Origin of the sequence: Bernardetia aquimarina, from assembly GCF_042180575.1 — a bacterium.
GTDB lineage: Bacteria > Bacteroidota > Bacteroidia > Cytophagales > Bernardetiaceae > Bernardetia.
This window is the reverse complement of the sequence record NZ_CP170094.1, coordinates 217,033-232,689: the sequence shown is the minus strand read 5'-3', so window position 1 is coordinate 232,689 and position 15,657 is coordinate 217,033. Positions and strand designations below refer to the sequence as shown.

At 32.1% G+C, this 15,657-nt stretch carries 11 protein-coding genes and 1 tRNA gene; 10 read left to right on the top strand and 2 right to left on the bottom strand.

Features of this window, described 5'->3' with window-relative positions:
• Positions 1-2,481 (bottom strand): BamA/TamA family outer membrane protein, encoded by a 2,481-nt coding sequence (locus ACE193_RS00945; protein WP_375561153.1) that lies wholly within the window; start codon positions 2,479-2,481, stop codon positions 1-3.
• 66 nt (positions 2,482-2,547) lie between these two features.
• Positions 2,548-3,303, bottom strand: coding sequence for a tRNA (adenosine(37)-N6)-threonylcarbamoyltransferase complex dimerization subunit type 1 TsaB (gene tsaB, locus ACE193_RS00940; protein ID WP_375561152.1), 756 nt, complete (start codon positions 3,301-3,303; stop codon positions 2,548-2,550).
• Between the two features lie 289 nt (positions 3,304-3,592).
• Here tsaB and ACE193_RS00935 point away from each other — a divergent pair, with 289 nt between their 5' ends.
• From ACE193_RS00935 to ACE193_RS00890, 10 genes are all read left to right on the top strand, one after another.
• Positions 3,593-4,555, top strand: coding sequence for an MlaD family protein (locus tag ACE193_RS00935; protein WP_375561151.1), 963 nt, complete (start codon positions 3,593-3,595; stop codon positions 4,553-4,555).
• A gap of 76 nt (positions 4,556-4,631) precedes the next feature.
• Positions 4,632-5,243: a hypothetical protein gene (locus ACE193_RS00930; RefSeq protein ID WP_375561150.1), complete on the top strand. Its 612-nt coding sequence runs from the start codon at positions 4,632-4,634 to the stop codon at positions 5,241-5,243.
• A gap of 170 nt (positions 5,244-5,413) precedes the next feature.
• Positions 5,414-5,920 (top strand): GbsR/MarR family transcriptional regulator, encoded by a 507-nt coding sequence (locus ACE193_RS00925; RefSeq protein ID WP_375561149.1) that lies wholly within the window; start codon positions 5,414-5,416, stop codon positions 5,918-5,920.
• A gap of 233 nt (positions 5,921-6,153) precedes the next feature.
• Positions 6,154-7,545, top strand: coding sequence for a TolC family protein (locus ACE193_RS00920; RefSeq protein ID WP_375561148.1), 1,392 nt, complete (start codon positions 6,154-6,156; stop codon positions 7,543-7,545).
• Positions 7,546-7,697: 152 nt separating this feature from the next.
• On the top strand, positions 7,698-8,828 hold the full coding sequence (locus ACE193_RS00915) for an efflux RND transporter periplasmic adaptor subunit (RefSeq protein ID WP_375561147.1): 1,131 nt from the start codon (positions 7,698-7,700) through the stop codon (positions 8,826-8,828).
• A 106-nt stretch (positions 8,829-8,934) separates the two neighbouring features.
• Positions 8,935-12,063 carry an efflux RND transporter permease subunit gene (locus tag ACE193_RS00910; protein WP_375561146.1) on the top strand — a complete coding sequence of 1,043 codons (3,129 nt, stop codon included), beginning with the start codon at positions 8,935-8,937 and terminating at the stop codon, positions 12,061-12,063.
• Between the two features lie 163 nt (positions 12,064-12,226).
• Complete coding sequence (locus ACE193_RS00905; protein WP_375561145.1) at positions 12,227-12,589, top strand: acyl carrier protein; 363 nt, start codon at positions 12,227-12,229, stop codon at positions 12,587-12,589.
• A 94-nt stretch (positions 12,590-12,683) separates the two neighbouring features.
• Positions 12,684-13,577 (top strand): hypothetical protein, encoded by an 894-nt coding sequence (locus tag ACE193_RS00900; RefSeq protein ID WP_375561144.1) that lies wholly within the window; start codon positions 12,684-12,686, stop codon positions 13,575-13,577.
• A 191-nt stretch (positions 13,578-13,768) separates the two neighbouring features.
• Positions 13,769-13,850, top strand: a tRNA-Leu gene (locus ACE193_RS00895).
• Positions 13,851-14,179: 329 nt separating this feature from the next.
• A complete protein-coding gene (locus ACE193_RS00890) occupies positions 14,180-15,604 on the top strand; it encodes a trigger factor (RefSeq protein ID WP_375561143.1) in 1,425 nt (474 codons plus the stop codon).
• Positions 15,605-15,657: the final 53 nt, after the last annotated feature.

The window sequence follows — 15,657 nt, the reverse complement described above, 5'->3', positions numbered from 1 at the left end:
TTAAAAAGGATATCCAATAGCAATATTGACAGCCGAATTTTGAAACGGACTTTGAAAGAGTTTATTGCCTACCCAACGCTCCGAAAGTGGAAGTGTAGGGTCGTATAATCTAATACCTACATCAGCACGAACAATCAAAAAAGAAAAATCTAATCGTAGCCCTAAACCTGTATTAAGTGCAATTTCCTTCCAAAAACGATTAAATTCAAACTCTGAATTGGGGCGTGCCTTGTCTTCTGAAATCATCCAAACATTTCCAGCATCAAAAAAAACTGCTGTTTCTATGTATTTCATCAAATCCCTTCGCCATTCAAAAGAAAGCTCTAAAAGCAGCTCTCCTGGTTGTTCGAAACGAGTATCGTAATCACCATTTGGAAGACGAGGAGAATATGATCCAGGTCCTAATCTTCGTGGTCGCCATGCTCTTAGGCTATTTCCACCTCCTACGAAGAAATATCTTTCATAAGGAAGAATACTTTCCCTGCCCAAAGGTTTTGCAATTCCTAATCTAGCACGATATGCCAACACACTTTTTTTGCCAACAGGTTTGTAATATCTAAAATCTGTATCTGTTCTGACAAAACGAGAAAAGGTAAGTGTATCACTTAGTACTTGAGTAGAATCCAAGCGATTTGTATTATTTAAGCTCAAAAATGTACCTCCATACTCAAAAAATTGCCTAAAATAATGAGCAACTTTTCTATCAGATAAATTATTATTATAAATATAACTTCCTCCAAGTGTAGTAGTAAGCGAACGACTAAAGTTAAAAATAAGATTATTTCCATTAGCAGCTAATTCTTCCAAATTTTCTAAAAAAGCTCCATTTATCCGTGTAGTATTGGTCAATAAAATATCAATAGCATCAATTTGATAAGTTTTATAGGGTACTTTATTCCAATTATAACGCATCGCAAATTCGGCATTTGTACGTGTATATTCGGGTCGGTCGGTATTTGCAAAACCTATCTGAAACTGCGTTCTGGCATTATACTTTCCAAGTTGTTGTTGTATTTTTTTAGAGAATGGAAAAGCAAATTGAGGCAGAGTAAGGTTTGTACTAAAATTAAATTGTTGAGTTCGTAGAGCTTGATTTAAGTTTACATCTAATCCTTGAATAGCTGCTTGATATTCGATAGCTCCACGCCCATTAAACTCCAAAAGTTCGCCTCCTCCAAACGTATTTCTATTCAATAAAGAAACACTAAAAAAAGGACCCGGAATAATCTGACTTACATTTATTCCTACTCCTCCTTCTAAAGAAAGATTGTATTTTGTATGAGAGTTGGCAAAAATAGTAGTTATAAATTTTCCTCCAGTGGTATCGTGGCGCATATTTACAAAACGAAACATGTTGAGTTGAGTAAGCGAACGCTGCGTTTGTGCTTCATGTTCTTGGTTATAATATTTATTGGGGCGAAGTTGAATTTTGTTATTCAGTACTCTTTTTGAGTAATTTTGCTCATATTCTACATATTTTATACTGTCATATTTCGAACGCTCAGGTGTACTCTGAACTGCACCAAATACATTTCCATCAATAATCATTTTGACAGAATCTACCACAAAACGCTTGTGTTTTCGGTTTTTTTGTGTTGCTGTGGGCAGAGGATTTTCGATAGCAATCGTAATATCAGACTGAAAGGGTGCATCTTGTATCAAAGAATCTACATCAAAAAAAACAAACTGTTTGGTAAAATCAAAATAGCCATTATTTCTCAAATGAGTGGTTATGCGCTCTCTTTCTGCTGCTAATTTGGATTCATTGTATTTATTTTTTTGATTAAAAAGTCGATTACTACTATCAGAAAAAATAAGGTGTTGAATGGTAGAATCTTGAATTTGATAATCAATATTTCGAATACGTTGTGCCTTTCCTTCATGTATTTTGTAAGTAACAATTACTTTTTGAGAATCATTTCTGTGATAAGAAATTTTTGGAATTACAGTATTCGAAAAATATCCTTTCTGACGCAAAGCCAAGTTCATTTGGTCGGCCGTCTGTTGCATGAGAGTTGTATCAAAAATGGCTGGTTCTTCTCCTAATGAGCGCATAAACCAGTTTCCATTTTCTATTTTATCATTTGCTTTAATTAATTTTTTATCATATTTATTTCTGATTCTATTTCTTTTATTGATTTCTTTTTGAGTAGTTGCATTTTCATATTCAGCTAACTTTTTATCGTATTTTAGTTCTAGTTTCCTTTTATCTGCTATGAAATTTAATGAATCTTGAGTGGTATAATTACTTTTTCCTACATAATAAAAATATAAGTAAGGAGTAATCGGAAGAGACAAAATTCGTCTATTGGGTTGCTGACGATAATAAACAGCTAATTCATCCGAATCTACTTTTTCTGTTCCTTCTATTTTTTGATTATACAATAACTCTTCATCAAGCGCAAGATTTTTGGTAGGCACACAAGAAAACAACCCTATCAAAAGTGAGAAAGCCAAAAAGAGAAAGACATAATTTTTCATTGAGGAAATAAGGGAGCTAGGCATTAGGACATGGACATTATGAATCGGAACATAGGAATTAACTGGTTACTCATAATTGGTAACAGATAATTTTTTAGCTGTTGTATAAAATTCTTTTCCATAGTTAGGTTCAAAGTAAGCCAAATCTTCAAAGTCTTGATTATTAAATTTTTGAACAGCTAGTTTTCCAATTTCTCTAGCAGAAGGTAATTTATTTGAAATAAAAATAGCATTATTATTTTCTTCTGAGTTATTTATCACTGCTTTACATTTCTTTAGTTTTTCTTCGTTATCTCCAAAAAAGAGAATTTTATGATTCGAAAGCTCATTTTTAAAACTATTCTCATCAATGACTAAAGCTGTATCTTTTAAGATATAATTCAGTTCAGTATCAAAAATGGCTGTAAAAACTTCCATTCTGCGAGCATCCATTAAAGGACAAAGAAGGTAATTTGTTTTGTTTTTGTCGTCTTTTTTTGAAATTTTATTACTCAAATCATTTGCTAAATCTACCATAGAAGCCGACCAAGCCTGCAAAGATGGAATTCCGATGAGTGGAATGCCTAAGCCTGTGCAAAGCCCTTTTGCCGTCGAAACACCAATGCGTAATCCTGTATAAGAGCCTGCTCCAGAACCAACTGCAATGGCTTTTAAGTCTGAAAACTTAGTTTGAGTAGTATTCAGAACAGCTTCTACTAAAAGTGTAAGACGTTCGGCATGTTTTCTTTGCTCGTGAAGTTCGTGTAAAGCAAGTAGATTTCCCTCTATGTCGTGCAAGGCAACCGAACAAATATGTACAGAAGTTTCGATACTTAAAACCATAGATTCAATAATGAATAATTTTGTAGTAGATAATTAATGAACAAAGGTAGAAAAAAGCCATAAGAAAAAGTATTGATAAAAATACATGTCTAAATTTGTTTAAAATAATTTTCATTCTATCATTTAACCTTTAAATTTGTGGGAATAGGTTTTATTTTTTCAAGAGTTTTTATCTGTATTAAACAAAACCAACAAAGAAACGTTCTGTAAAAAGATTCCAAACAAGATTAATAAATGTTTAGGTAATCTATTTTTTTTAATTGTAACATAAAATTTTTACTTTTTTTTTGTGAAAAATATATCCAAAGAATTTAAAGTTGGTTTGCTAGTTATAGTGGCTGGCGCATTGTTGTATTTAGGTTTTAATTTTTTAAAGGGGCGTGATTTTTTTAGTAGCGATAATACCTTTTATACTTTTTATGATGACATAGATGGTCTGACTATCTCTAATCAAGTCATTGTCAATGGGTATGCTGTTGGTCGTGTGGATGGAATTGAATTGCTTCCTGAAAAAGGAAATAAATTGATGGTTACACTAAAAATCAAAAAAGATATTGGTGTTACAGAAGGTTCTGTTCCTATGCTTGCTGATGGAGGGCTTTTGGGAGGAAAACAGATTAATCTTATTCTTGGAAAAGGAAAAGTATTAGAATCTGGAGACACTCTAAAAGGAGATGTAGAATTAGGACTAACAGATATGATAGCCGAAAAAGCTGCGCCTTTGGCACGAAATATAGATTCAACGGCTTTAGTTTTGAAAAATATGTTAGTTCAATATGAAGCTATGAGTGGAACAATCAATGAAATATTAGATAATACCAAAATGACCACAGCAAGTATTAATGGTATTTTGGAAGATAATCGCCAACAACTCAAAAATATTACAGCTAATTTAGCAGCCCTTACTTCGTCTTTAAAAGATACAGAAGCACAATTCAAACCTATTATTGCTAAACTAGATAAGTTTGCAGATTCATTAAATGAATTAGAGTTTGAGGAAATTAGTAAGAAAAGTAATGAACTTTTAGCAGAATTAAACAAAACTACCAAGTCAATAAATAATGCTGACGGAACATTAGGCAAACTTATTCATAGCGATTCACTCTATCAACAACTCAATTATACAGTTTCTGATTTGGATAGGTTACTCATCGATTTGAGAGAACATCCACAACGTTATGTTCATTTGTCTGTCTTTGGTAGAAAAGAAAATAAAGACGAAAAAAAAGAGGAAGATAAAAAAGGTAAATAGTGGTTAGTGATTAGTTAAATGCAAATAAATAAAAAATATTATTTTGCTCTTTTTGATACGAACAACTTAAATTACAATGCTAAACGAAAGTGAACTTTCCATTTTACTGCAAAATCAATCTGTTAGAGAACCTTTGGATTCTCTTCGCAGTGATTTTTTTTCTGCTTATACAGAAATTCGTCCTTTAGATGAAAAAGATTTTTTTGCGCTTACTCTGCTTGCTCCTTCGATTGCGATTGCACTTGCTAATGGAAGTATTAGTCTTTTCGAAGAACTTAGTCTGACCAAAAAAGCTCGTATGCTTTCTCGTCAGGAAGATGCTTTTCGTACCAATGACCCACTTTTGGCAGCCTTAAAGCAACTCACAAAGGATTTTAAACGTTGGGAAAATGGTTTTTATGAAGCCATCAAAACAGCTATGTATTCTTCACTAAAAAAAAATGAACTCCTTTGGCAGCATTTACATGAAGAAAAATCAGTAAGTCAGAACTGGAAAAATGATGCGTTGAATGCGCCTTATGTGTTGGTGAAATTTTTAGTTTTGCTCTTTTTGGAAGAAGAAAAAATTACTACAACACCTTTACTTTCTCAAGTAGAATACAAAAAATTAGTAGAAATTGGTGAAAAACTAGAACTTACTAAATTTCCTATTTTTAAAAGTTTTTGTAGTGTTTTTGATGTGAGATAGATTATCAAATGATTTGGTAAAAAAAATACAAAAATAAACAACTTAATTTCAAATTATCCGTAAAAATAGTTAGTTCTTAATTTGCAGAACTAAAAAACATTACTTACCTTTGAGCCATCAATTAGAATAAATAGAAAAATAAGTAGCACACAAATTTTATAGATAAAAATATGAGTTCAGAAAAACAAAAGACAAAATTAACTCCAGAAGAAAAAATTCATCAAAAAGAAACAATGGTGGAAGAAATGGGTGTTTTCTTCGAACAATCAGGATTTACTCCTATGCACGGAAGAGTATTTGCGTATTTGTTGTTATCTGACCCTACTTATCAAGATTTTTATGCTATTCAAGAATTTCTGAAAGCCAGTAAAAGTGCTATCAGTACAGCATTAAAATTTTTGACTGATAGAAAAATGATACAATATATTACTTTTAGTGGTGATAGAAAACGTTATTTTCAAGTAGATACAGATGGCTGGCTTTTAGAAATGAAGAGAAAACTAGAATATGCTGAAGGAATGCGAGATTTTACAGAAAATGTATTGCAATATCGTTCAGAGTTAGATTCTCCTAAGTTTAATGAAAAACTAGAAGAAATTATAGATTTTCATAGAGAAATGAATACTTGTTTAAAAGATTTTGTTACCCAATGGGAAGCAAAAAGAAATAAAAAATAGAATAGAAAAAATGCGTTTTGCATTTTTTTTAAAACACCTAGTTCTCTTTATACAGAACTATTCAATTATATCAAAACTAATCAATCAGGAAAATTATATTTTTCTTTTTTTTAAAGATAGCTAGTTCTTTAATTTCAGAACTGATTAAATAAATTAAAACTAAAAACAAATTAATATTACCGTTGCTCGTTTCCCACGAGAGACATATAGACTTACTAAACAAATCATTCACAATGAAAAACTCAATTTATTTCTCATTTTTATTTTTCTCATTTCTATTTTCTACTTCTGTTGTTTTTGCACAACAAACTGATACTATTTTAGACAAACCAATGACTTTAGAGGAATGTCTTCGTTTTGCCGTAGAAAATAATCCAAACTTGAAAAGTGTAGCACTACAAGAAAAAGCAACAGAAGCACAAATTAAAGAAGTAAAAACACAAGGAATGCCCCAAATAACAGGAACAGGGCAATATAATTACAATTTTGCTTTAGCAGAACAGCTTTTACCTGGGGAAATTGTTGGGCAACCAGCAGGGACAACTATTCCTGTTAAGTTTGGAGTAGCTAATAATATTACTGGAAATGTAGAATTACAACAACTTCTTTTTAGCAAATCTTATTTTACAGGAATAAAAGCAGCCAAAACTTCAAAAGAACTTACAGAATTGAATACTTTCAAAACAACCGAAGATTTGGTTTATAATGTGGCTCAAACCTATATGCAACTTCAAATTACTGAAAAACAAAAAGGAATTTTGAATGCAAATATGGATAGAATAGACCAACTTATCAAGATTGCAGAAATTCAGTTGGAGGAAGGAATTATCAAAAAAATCAATGTTACGCAGCTAAAAGTAAATCGTATAAATCTATTGAGTGAAAAGCAAAACATAGAAATAGGAAAGATTCAACAACTCAATCTTTTGAAAATGTATATGGGAGTTCCTTTTGAAAAGGAACTAAAGATTGAAATTAAAGATGCTGAGAAAATGGAAGATACAAAGCCTAAATATATGCTAGTAGAAGAACTTTCTATTAATCAAAATTCAAACTTGAGGCTGTTAAACAAACAAATGGAACTCAAAAATTTAGAATTAGAAAATGTAAACGCAGGTTATTTTCCCTCTCTTTCTACTTTTGTTAGATATGGTTGGCAAGGACAAACTGACCAGCTTTTTTCTGGAAATGAAGAATATAAAATTCAAGGCTCAAATATCGGAATTATTGGATTGAATTTGAGTGTTCCAATTTTTGATAGTTTTAGAAAAAAGCATCAAGCACAACAAGTAATTGTAGCACAAAATCAACTTTCTTTTGACCGTCAGAATTTGGTTAATTCTATTCAAATGGAATTTAATAATGCCACTCAAACACTAAAGCAAAACAGAACACTAATAGAAACACAAAAAGAAAATATGAATCTTGCTGAAGAGCTTTATGAAGTTACTCGCCTTTCCTATCAAGAAGGAGTTGCTCCACTAACCGAACTATTGGATGCAGAAACTAGCCTTAAAGAATCACAAACACAATATTTGACTTCATTACTTCAACTTAATTTGGCAGAATTAGATTTTATGAAATCTAGTGGGCAATTAGCCGAACTAATTAGAAATGCTAAGTAATGTGTTTTCGTTTTCTCAAAAACGAAATAATACGCTTCCTCAGAAGTGTCATTTATAAAAAAATATCACGCTTCTGAGGAAGCATTTTCATTCAGTTCTGAGGAACTGAACACACAATAAAAAATATAACATTCTCTCATATTACTCAAAAAATGAAAAAGTACACAACTCCTATTATCGCTATTTCTGTAACTCTTGCTATTGCTGTTTGGATTTTCTTTACTCTAAAAACGAACAAAGAAACCATTGATGAAAATGCAGCTTTGACAGAAGAAATAATCAAAAGTATTCCTGTTCGTGCTACAAAAGTAGAACAAATTCACTTTGACAGTAACATCAATCTTACAGGAACATTTGAAGCCGAAAAAGAATTAGATATTATTGCCGAAGGACAAGGCAGACTTATATCACTTTCTATAAAAGAAGGTCAGCAAGTTTCTAAAAATCAAGCTATTGCAAAAATTGATGATACAGCTATTCAAGCACAATTAAATAGTATTCATGCAACAGTAGCAAAAGCAAAAAAAGATGTTGAGCGTTATGAAAGACTTTCAAAAGCAGGGGCAATAAGTCAGCAACAGTATGAAGAAGTAAAATTAAATTATCAAACTACACAAGCAAACCTTACCAATATAGAACAACAACTCAAATATTCTACGGCTCGTTCGCCAATGGCTGGAATTATCAAAGAGATAAAAGTAGAAGAAGGAAGTTTTGCATCAGCAGGAACACTTATCGCAACTGTTGTAGATATTGACAAACTCAAAATGGTTGTAAAAGTAGGAGAACAAGATGTTATCAAAATCAAAAATGGACAATCTGTAGATATTACAACTGAAGTTTATCCAAACACTGTTTTTGAAGGAAAAGTAACTTTAATTAGTGTTCAAGCAGATGCAGGACGTAAATATGAAGTAGAAATCGAACTTCCTAATCCTAAAAAAACGCCTTTAAAACCGGGAATGTATGGAACTGTAAAAATCAACTCTACAAATGATAATTCTACACAAAAACAATCAAAATTATATGTTGCTAGAAAAGCTATTGTCGGAAGTGTTCAATCTCCAAAAGTATATCTAGTAAATAAGGGTGGAAAAACTGTAAGCTACAAAACTGTACAAGTAGGTGAAATTGTAGGAGATAAAGTAGAAATTTTAGATGGTTTACAATCAAACGATATTGTCATAACAAGTGGACAAATAAATCTTAGTGAAGGAAAAGAAGTCAATATTATTAATCAAAATGATTTGACAATGAACACAAAATCAATTACTTCAAAGTAGCTTTTTTAAAATAGCTCGTGAGGACACGAGCAATGGTAAAGTCATTTAAAGAACAAAAAATACCCGTTGCTTGTGTCCCACGAGCGACACCATAAACAAAAAAAATATGTCAATTACAGAATTATCCGTCAAAAGACCTTCGCTTATCTTGGTGCTTTTTACCGTTCTTGTATTTTTCGGATTACAAGGATATAGTACACTTACGTATGAATTATTGCCAGAAATTAATTCGCCTGTCTTATCTATTTCAACTTTATATCCAGGAGCTTCTCCCCAAGAAGTAGAAAGTTCGGTTACTAAAGAAATAGAAAATGCAGTTTCTACATTGGAAAATCTAGATAAAATAAATTCTATTTCTCAAGAAAGTTATTCTCTTGTTACAGTTGAGTTAAAATACGGAACTGATATTGATAAAGCTGTACAAGATGCACAATCCAAAATTGATGCGATTGTTTCAGAGCTTCCAGAAGATGCCAAAGACCCAAGTATTGGTAAATTCTCTTTAAATGATATGCCTATTTTGCGTATTGGAGCAACTTCTGATATGGATGAAGTAGAATTTACCAGTCTTTTTGAGAATAAAATTACCTCAGATTTGGCAAGAATTGAAGGTGTTGCACAAGTAAACATTCAAGGAAAAGAAGAGCGAGAAATTAATGTAAACGTAAATGGTGATAAATTAAATTATTACAATCTTTCTTTATTACAGGTTTCTCAAGCTATTGCTTCAGCAAACTTAGACTTTCCAACAGGTAGTGTGAAAAATGATGAACAAGATATTTCGGTTCGTTTATCAGGAAAAATCAAAAGTTTAGACCAACTGAGAGATTTAGTTGTAACAACAATGGCAGATGGTTCGAATATATTTTTGAAAGATGTAGCAGAAGTATATGATACAAAAAAGGAAACTTCTACCATTTCAAGAATTAATGGAAAAACATCTCTAGGAATTGAGATTACAAAACAGTCTGATGGAAACACAGTAGAAGTAAGTAAGCAAGTTAGAAAGCGTTTGGAAACATTAAAAACAGAGTATGCTGATATTAACTTAGATTTTACCATTGCTTCTGACTCCTCTATTTTTACGATGGAAGCTGCCGATGCCGTAACACACGATTTGGTAATTGCTGTTATTTTAGTTGCTGTAATCATGCTTCTGTTTTTACATTCTATTCGTAATGCAATTATTGTAATGGTTGCAATTCCTGTTTCTGTAATCACAACTTTTGCAGTGATGAGTGTAGCTGGTTTTACCTTGAACTTGATGAGTTTGTTAGCTCTTTCTTTGGTAATTGGTATTTTGGTTGATGATAGTATTGTAGTTTTGGAAAATATTCAAATGTATATGGAAAAAGGAAAATCAGCAAGACAAGCAGCCTTAGAAACGTGGAAAGAAATTGGTTTATCAGTTGTTTCGATTACTCTTGTTATTATTGTGGTTTTCTTGCCTATTGGTATGGTTTCAGGAATTGTAGCCGATTTATTAAGACAGTTTTCACTTGTAGTAGTGGCAGCAACACTTATTAGTTTGTTAGTTTCTTTTACACTCACACCTTATTTGGCTTCTCGTTTTGCAAAACTTACGCACCTCAAAAAATCAAATATTCTTGATGTTCCTTTGATTTGGTTTGAAAGTTTTATTAATGCTATAAAAGACGGATTTCAAACAATTTTGGTATGGACATTAAATAATAAAATAATTACTTCAATCGTAATTTTTGCAATGGTTGCAGCTTCATTTTTACTTGTAACAGGTGGATTTATAGGTGCTGAATTTGCATCTCAGGGCGATAATGGAGAATTTATTATTAATATAGAAATGCCAAAAGATACACCTATCGAACAAACAAATGTAGTTACACGAGAAGTAGAAAATTATTTATTAGAAAATCCTGATGTCGTAAATGTTTTTACAACTATTGGTAAAGGTAGTGGAGGAGCAACAAGTTCCTATTTATCAGAAGTAAGTGTAAAATTAGTGGCAGCAGAAGAACGCAACATGACTTCTGAAGAGTACGCACGTAGTGTAAAGACAGAACTCAAAAAAACAATTGCTGGCGCAGAGTTTACAGCAGAACCTGTTGGTATGATTGCAGGTGCAACAGAAGCTCCAATTCAAATTACTTTACAAGGAAATGATTTGGATAAAATGTTAGAAGCTAGTGAAAATATACAAACTGCAATGAAAAATGTAGCAGGAACTTCAGAAGTAGAGCCAACCGTAGAAGGTGGAAATCCTGAAATAGATGTTGCTATTGATAGAGAAAAAATGGCTTCGTTGGGTCTTACATTGGATATTGTTGGAGCAACTATGCAAAATGCCTTCACAGGAAATACAGATACTCGTTTTAGTGAAGATAATTATGAATATGATATTCGTGTTCAGTTAGATGCCTTCGAACGTCAAAATCAAAAAGACATTAAAGAACTTACCTTTTTGAATAATAAAGGAGAGCTAATTAGACTTTCTCAATTTGCACTTGTTAAAGAAAGTACAGGAGCTTCTCGCCTAGAACGTAAAGACAAAATACCTTCACTTACCATAGAATCTTACGTTATTGGAAGACCAGTAGGAACAGTAGGTGCTGATACTGAGACAGCCATTGCAAAATTAGACTTACCAGCAGGAATTACAGTAAGTTCAGGAGGAGATTTAGAAAATCAAGCAGAGGCATTTGGTTCTTTAGGAACAGCTCTTATTACTTCGCTTTTACTTGTTTATTTGATTATGGTGGCTCTTTATGATAGCTGGATTCAACCTTTTGTAGTAATGTTTTCAATACCTGTTGCGCTTATTGGAGCTTTGTTGGCTCTAGCAATGGCTATGCAAAACCTTAGTATTTTCTCTATTTTGGGAATAATAATGCTGGTAGGATTGGTAGTAAAGAATGCAATTCTGATTGTCGATTTTGTAAACCAACTCAAAAAAGAAGGAATGGAAAGCCGAGCAGCTATTATTGAAGGAACAATGGAACGTTTTAGACCAATTTTGATGACAACGATTGCGATGGTAATTGCGATGATTCCGATTGCTATTGCAAGTGGTGCAGGTTCGGAGTGGAAAAATGGTTTGGCGTGGGTTCTTATTGGAGGACTTATCAGCTCAATGATTTTGACACTTATTATTGTTCCGATTGCTTATTTGGTTTCTGATAGAATGACTGAAAAGTTTGAAAATTGGAGAGCAAAAGGAAAAGATTCTAAACAAGAACTAGAGCTTGCAAAAGAAATGTAATAATGTTTTTTTAAACTTTGACAGTCCTTTCACAAGGCTGTCAATAGTTTAGAAAACAAGCATTTTATCAAACTATTGTCAGAGTTATTTTGGATTACCAAAAAACTACTTACAAAGTTTTAAATTTTATCTTACTTATAAACAAATTTTACTCCTCTATTTTATGAATACTCAACCTAATTTCAACGCATATAATCAAAGTTTACTAACTAATTTTTGTACTACTTCTTTTTCTCGAAATCCTGTATCAAAGCAGCAACCAAAAAGTCAAATAAAAAGCTCAATTCAAGTTTCTTCAAAAACAACTCATTATGTCAAGATGATTTTATTGAGTTTGGGAGTAAAAGAAGAAAGAATACAGCCTCACAGAAATTTTTATAACGATTTTGATTTTGATATTTTGATGCATGTAAATATGATTTTTTTGGTAGAATCCTATTTCAATATTTTCATTACTGATGAAGAGGCAGAAAAAATTACTACTATTCAAGAGTTAGAACAAATAATTCAGAGTAAATTTTTGTAGGATTATCGAAAGTTTATTAAAAAGAGAATATTTTTACAAACAAATTCGTATTTTGGATTTAATTCTACCAAACAGCTAAAATTCTGATTTACTGATGAAAAAAATCTACTTCTCTTTATCTCTATTCTTCTTATTTATTTTCATACAAACCACTTGTTTTGCTCAATTTGGACAAATCGAAGCAGGTGCAAGAACCTATGGAATGGGCAGAACTTCGCTTACCGTTTCAGATTCTTGGGCAGTTTTTAATAATGTAGCTGCACTTTCTGATGTAAAAGGAACAGAGGCTTTTTTGGGTTATTCCAATCGTTTTACACTTTCTGGATTGAATACTTTGCAGGCAGGAGCTACTTTTGATGCTTTTTTTGATGGAAAAATGGGAATTGGAGTTACTCGTTTTGGAGATGATTTGTACAACGAACACCGTTTGGCAGTTGGTTATTCTCACAAAATCAGCAATATGAGTATCGGAATTCAAGCCAATTATTTACAAACTTCTATTCAAGGATATGGCACGAGCCGAAATTTTGCTTTAGAAATGGGAGGATTAGCACAGCTTTCTGAAACGCTCACTTTGGGAATGCACATTTTTAATATCAATCAGGCAAAAGTTTCTGATTTTGAAGATGAACGAATCCCTACTATTATGCGAATTGGAATTTCTTATAAACCTACTCAGCGTGTAACCGTAAATTTTGAAACTGAAAAAGATACAGAATACCCAGCTTCTTTTAAAGCAGGATTGGAATATGAATTAGTGAATCACAATGAAAACGAAGTTTTTATTCGAACAGGAATTACGACAGAAGAATTTTTAGCTCATTTTGGAGTAGGTTATTATAAAGGAAGTTTTGGTTTAGATTATTCTTTTACCACACTCCCACAAGTTGGATATTCACATCATGTGGGTTTGATTTATCGTTTTGGAAAGGCTAGAAAAGGAAATGAAGAAGACGAAGGAAAAAATAATGTAAATATTCCTCACTAAAACCAAGTAAGAAGTTAGATTTTAGAAGTCAGAAGTGAAAATCAATTAAGTATTCAAAAAAAGTCAAAAAAAATATTTGTTAAAACATTGATACTCAATTAACTCAAAAAAAACTTTTAAAATGAGGTAAAATAATTGAGTAATAGTTTGGATATATGAGTTCTATACCCTACTTTTGTATCACGATTCAAGCGGATGTGGCGAAATTGGTAGACGCACTAGACTTAGGATCTAGCGCCGCAAGGTGTGTGGGTTCGAGTCCCTCCATCCGCACTACTTTTTATAATTTAATAATTATAAAAATACTGGGTTTTAATAAAAGCAAAATTTCTCTTATTTCTTTTAAACTGCATCTAGTTTGATTGCCTAAATAAGAGAAATTTTTGTTTATAAAAATTTTTGCTAAACTAAGGAGTTCATAGAAGTGATTCTAATTTATCCTTCTTCCTTTATGTCAAAGGTTTTAAGATTTTACAAAATAATTCATTTCATCACGCAGAATTGCTAGAAGGTAATTATGAATTACAATTTAGGTTACTTGTATGTACTTAATTCGTAATTTGTAATTGAACTAAAAGTAATTCCCAAATTTATAGACTATCGTGGAAATTAAGTTAGAAAAAAAGAGCGAAACAAATGCTTTTATTCATGTTTCAGTAGTAGAAGAAGATTACAAAGCTAAATTTGATAAGAAACTAGAAGATTATCGCAAACAGGCTTCTATTAAAGGTTTTCGTCCAGGGAAAGCTCCTATGAGTTTGGTCAAAAAAATGATAGGAAAAGAAGTGAGAATGGACGAAGTAAATGATGTAGTAACTAAAGGAGTAAGCAATTATATCCAAGAAGAAAAATTAGATTTGTTGGGCGCACCCGTTCCACAAGCAGAAAAAGTAGATTTTGGAAAATCAAAAGACTTTTCTTTTTCGTATGAAATTGGTTTAGTTCCTGATTTTGATTATGATATTTCTGAAAAAGTAGTAGCTGATAACTATAAAATTGATATTACTACAAAAGAAGTAGATACATATATAGACAACCTTCGTACTCGTTTTGGAAGCGTAGAAAATCCAGAAGAATCTGAGAAAGATGATTTTGTTTATGGTGAGATTTTCCAAATGAGCAAAGATGAAGAAGGAAATGAAACAAAATCTTTTTCAGTAGAAACACTTATTCCAACTAATAAATTAGCTGAATCTCAAGTAGATAAATTTATTGGTGTAAAAGGAGGCGATACATTCACTTTTGATATGGTAGAAGCTCTTCCAAATGAAAGAGAAAGAGGTTTTGCTTTAGGTTTAGAAAAAGAAGATGCTGCCAAACTTTCAGGTGAATTTACAATGCTAGTAGAAAGCATTACACGCCGTATTCCTGCTGTAATGGACGAAGAATTCTTCAAAAAAGTAGGCGCTTATAAGCCAGTTGAGCCAAAATTAGTAACAGAAGGAGAAGAAGTTCAAGAGGAACTCGAAGAGCAAACAGAACCAGAAGTAATGAACGAAGAAGAATTTCGTACTGAAATCATGACTCGTTTGAAAGAAGATTATGCAAAAGAAGCAGAAGCTCTTACAGATATTTACCTTCGTAGAGATTTAATTGAAAAGACTAAAATTGATCTTCCAGATGAGTTTTTGAAGCGTTGGTTAGAGTTTGCTAATGAAGGCAAATTTACAAAAGAACAAATTGAAGAAGAGTATCCAGAATTCATCAAAGAAATGAAATGGTCACTTATTCAGAATCGTATTTTGAAAGACAAAGAAGTAGAAATCACTAGAGACGATATTATGGCTGAAGCTCGTAAAGAAGTTCAAAACATGATGATGCGTATGGGTGGTGGAATGCAACTTCCAGAAGCTCAAATGGATAACATGGCTGAGAGTTTCCTTCGTGCAGAAGATGGAAAACATTATCAACAAATTGCTACACAGGCGATGCGTAACCGTTCTATGCAAGCTATCCGTGAGTCAGTTTCTCTTAAAGAAAAAGTAGTAACAGAAGAAGAATTTGCTCAAATTGCTGAATCACTTTAAGAATTTTTATTGCTTGTAACATACAAGTAATGACAAAATAGATAAACAAAAAA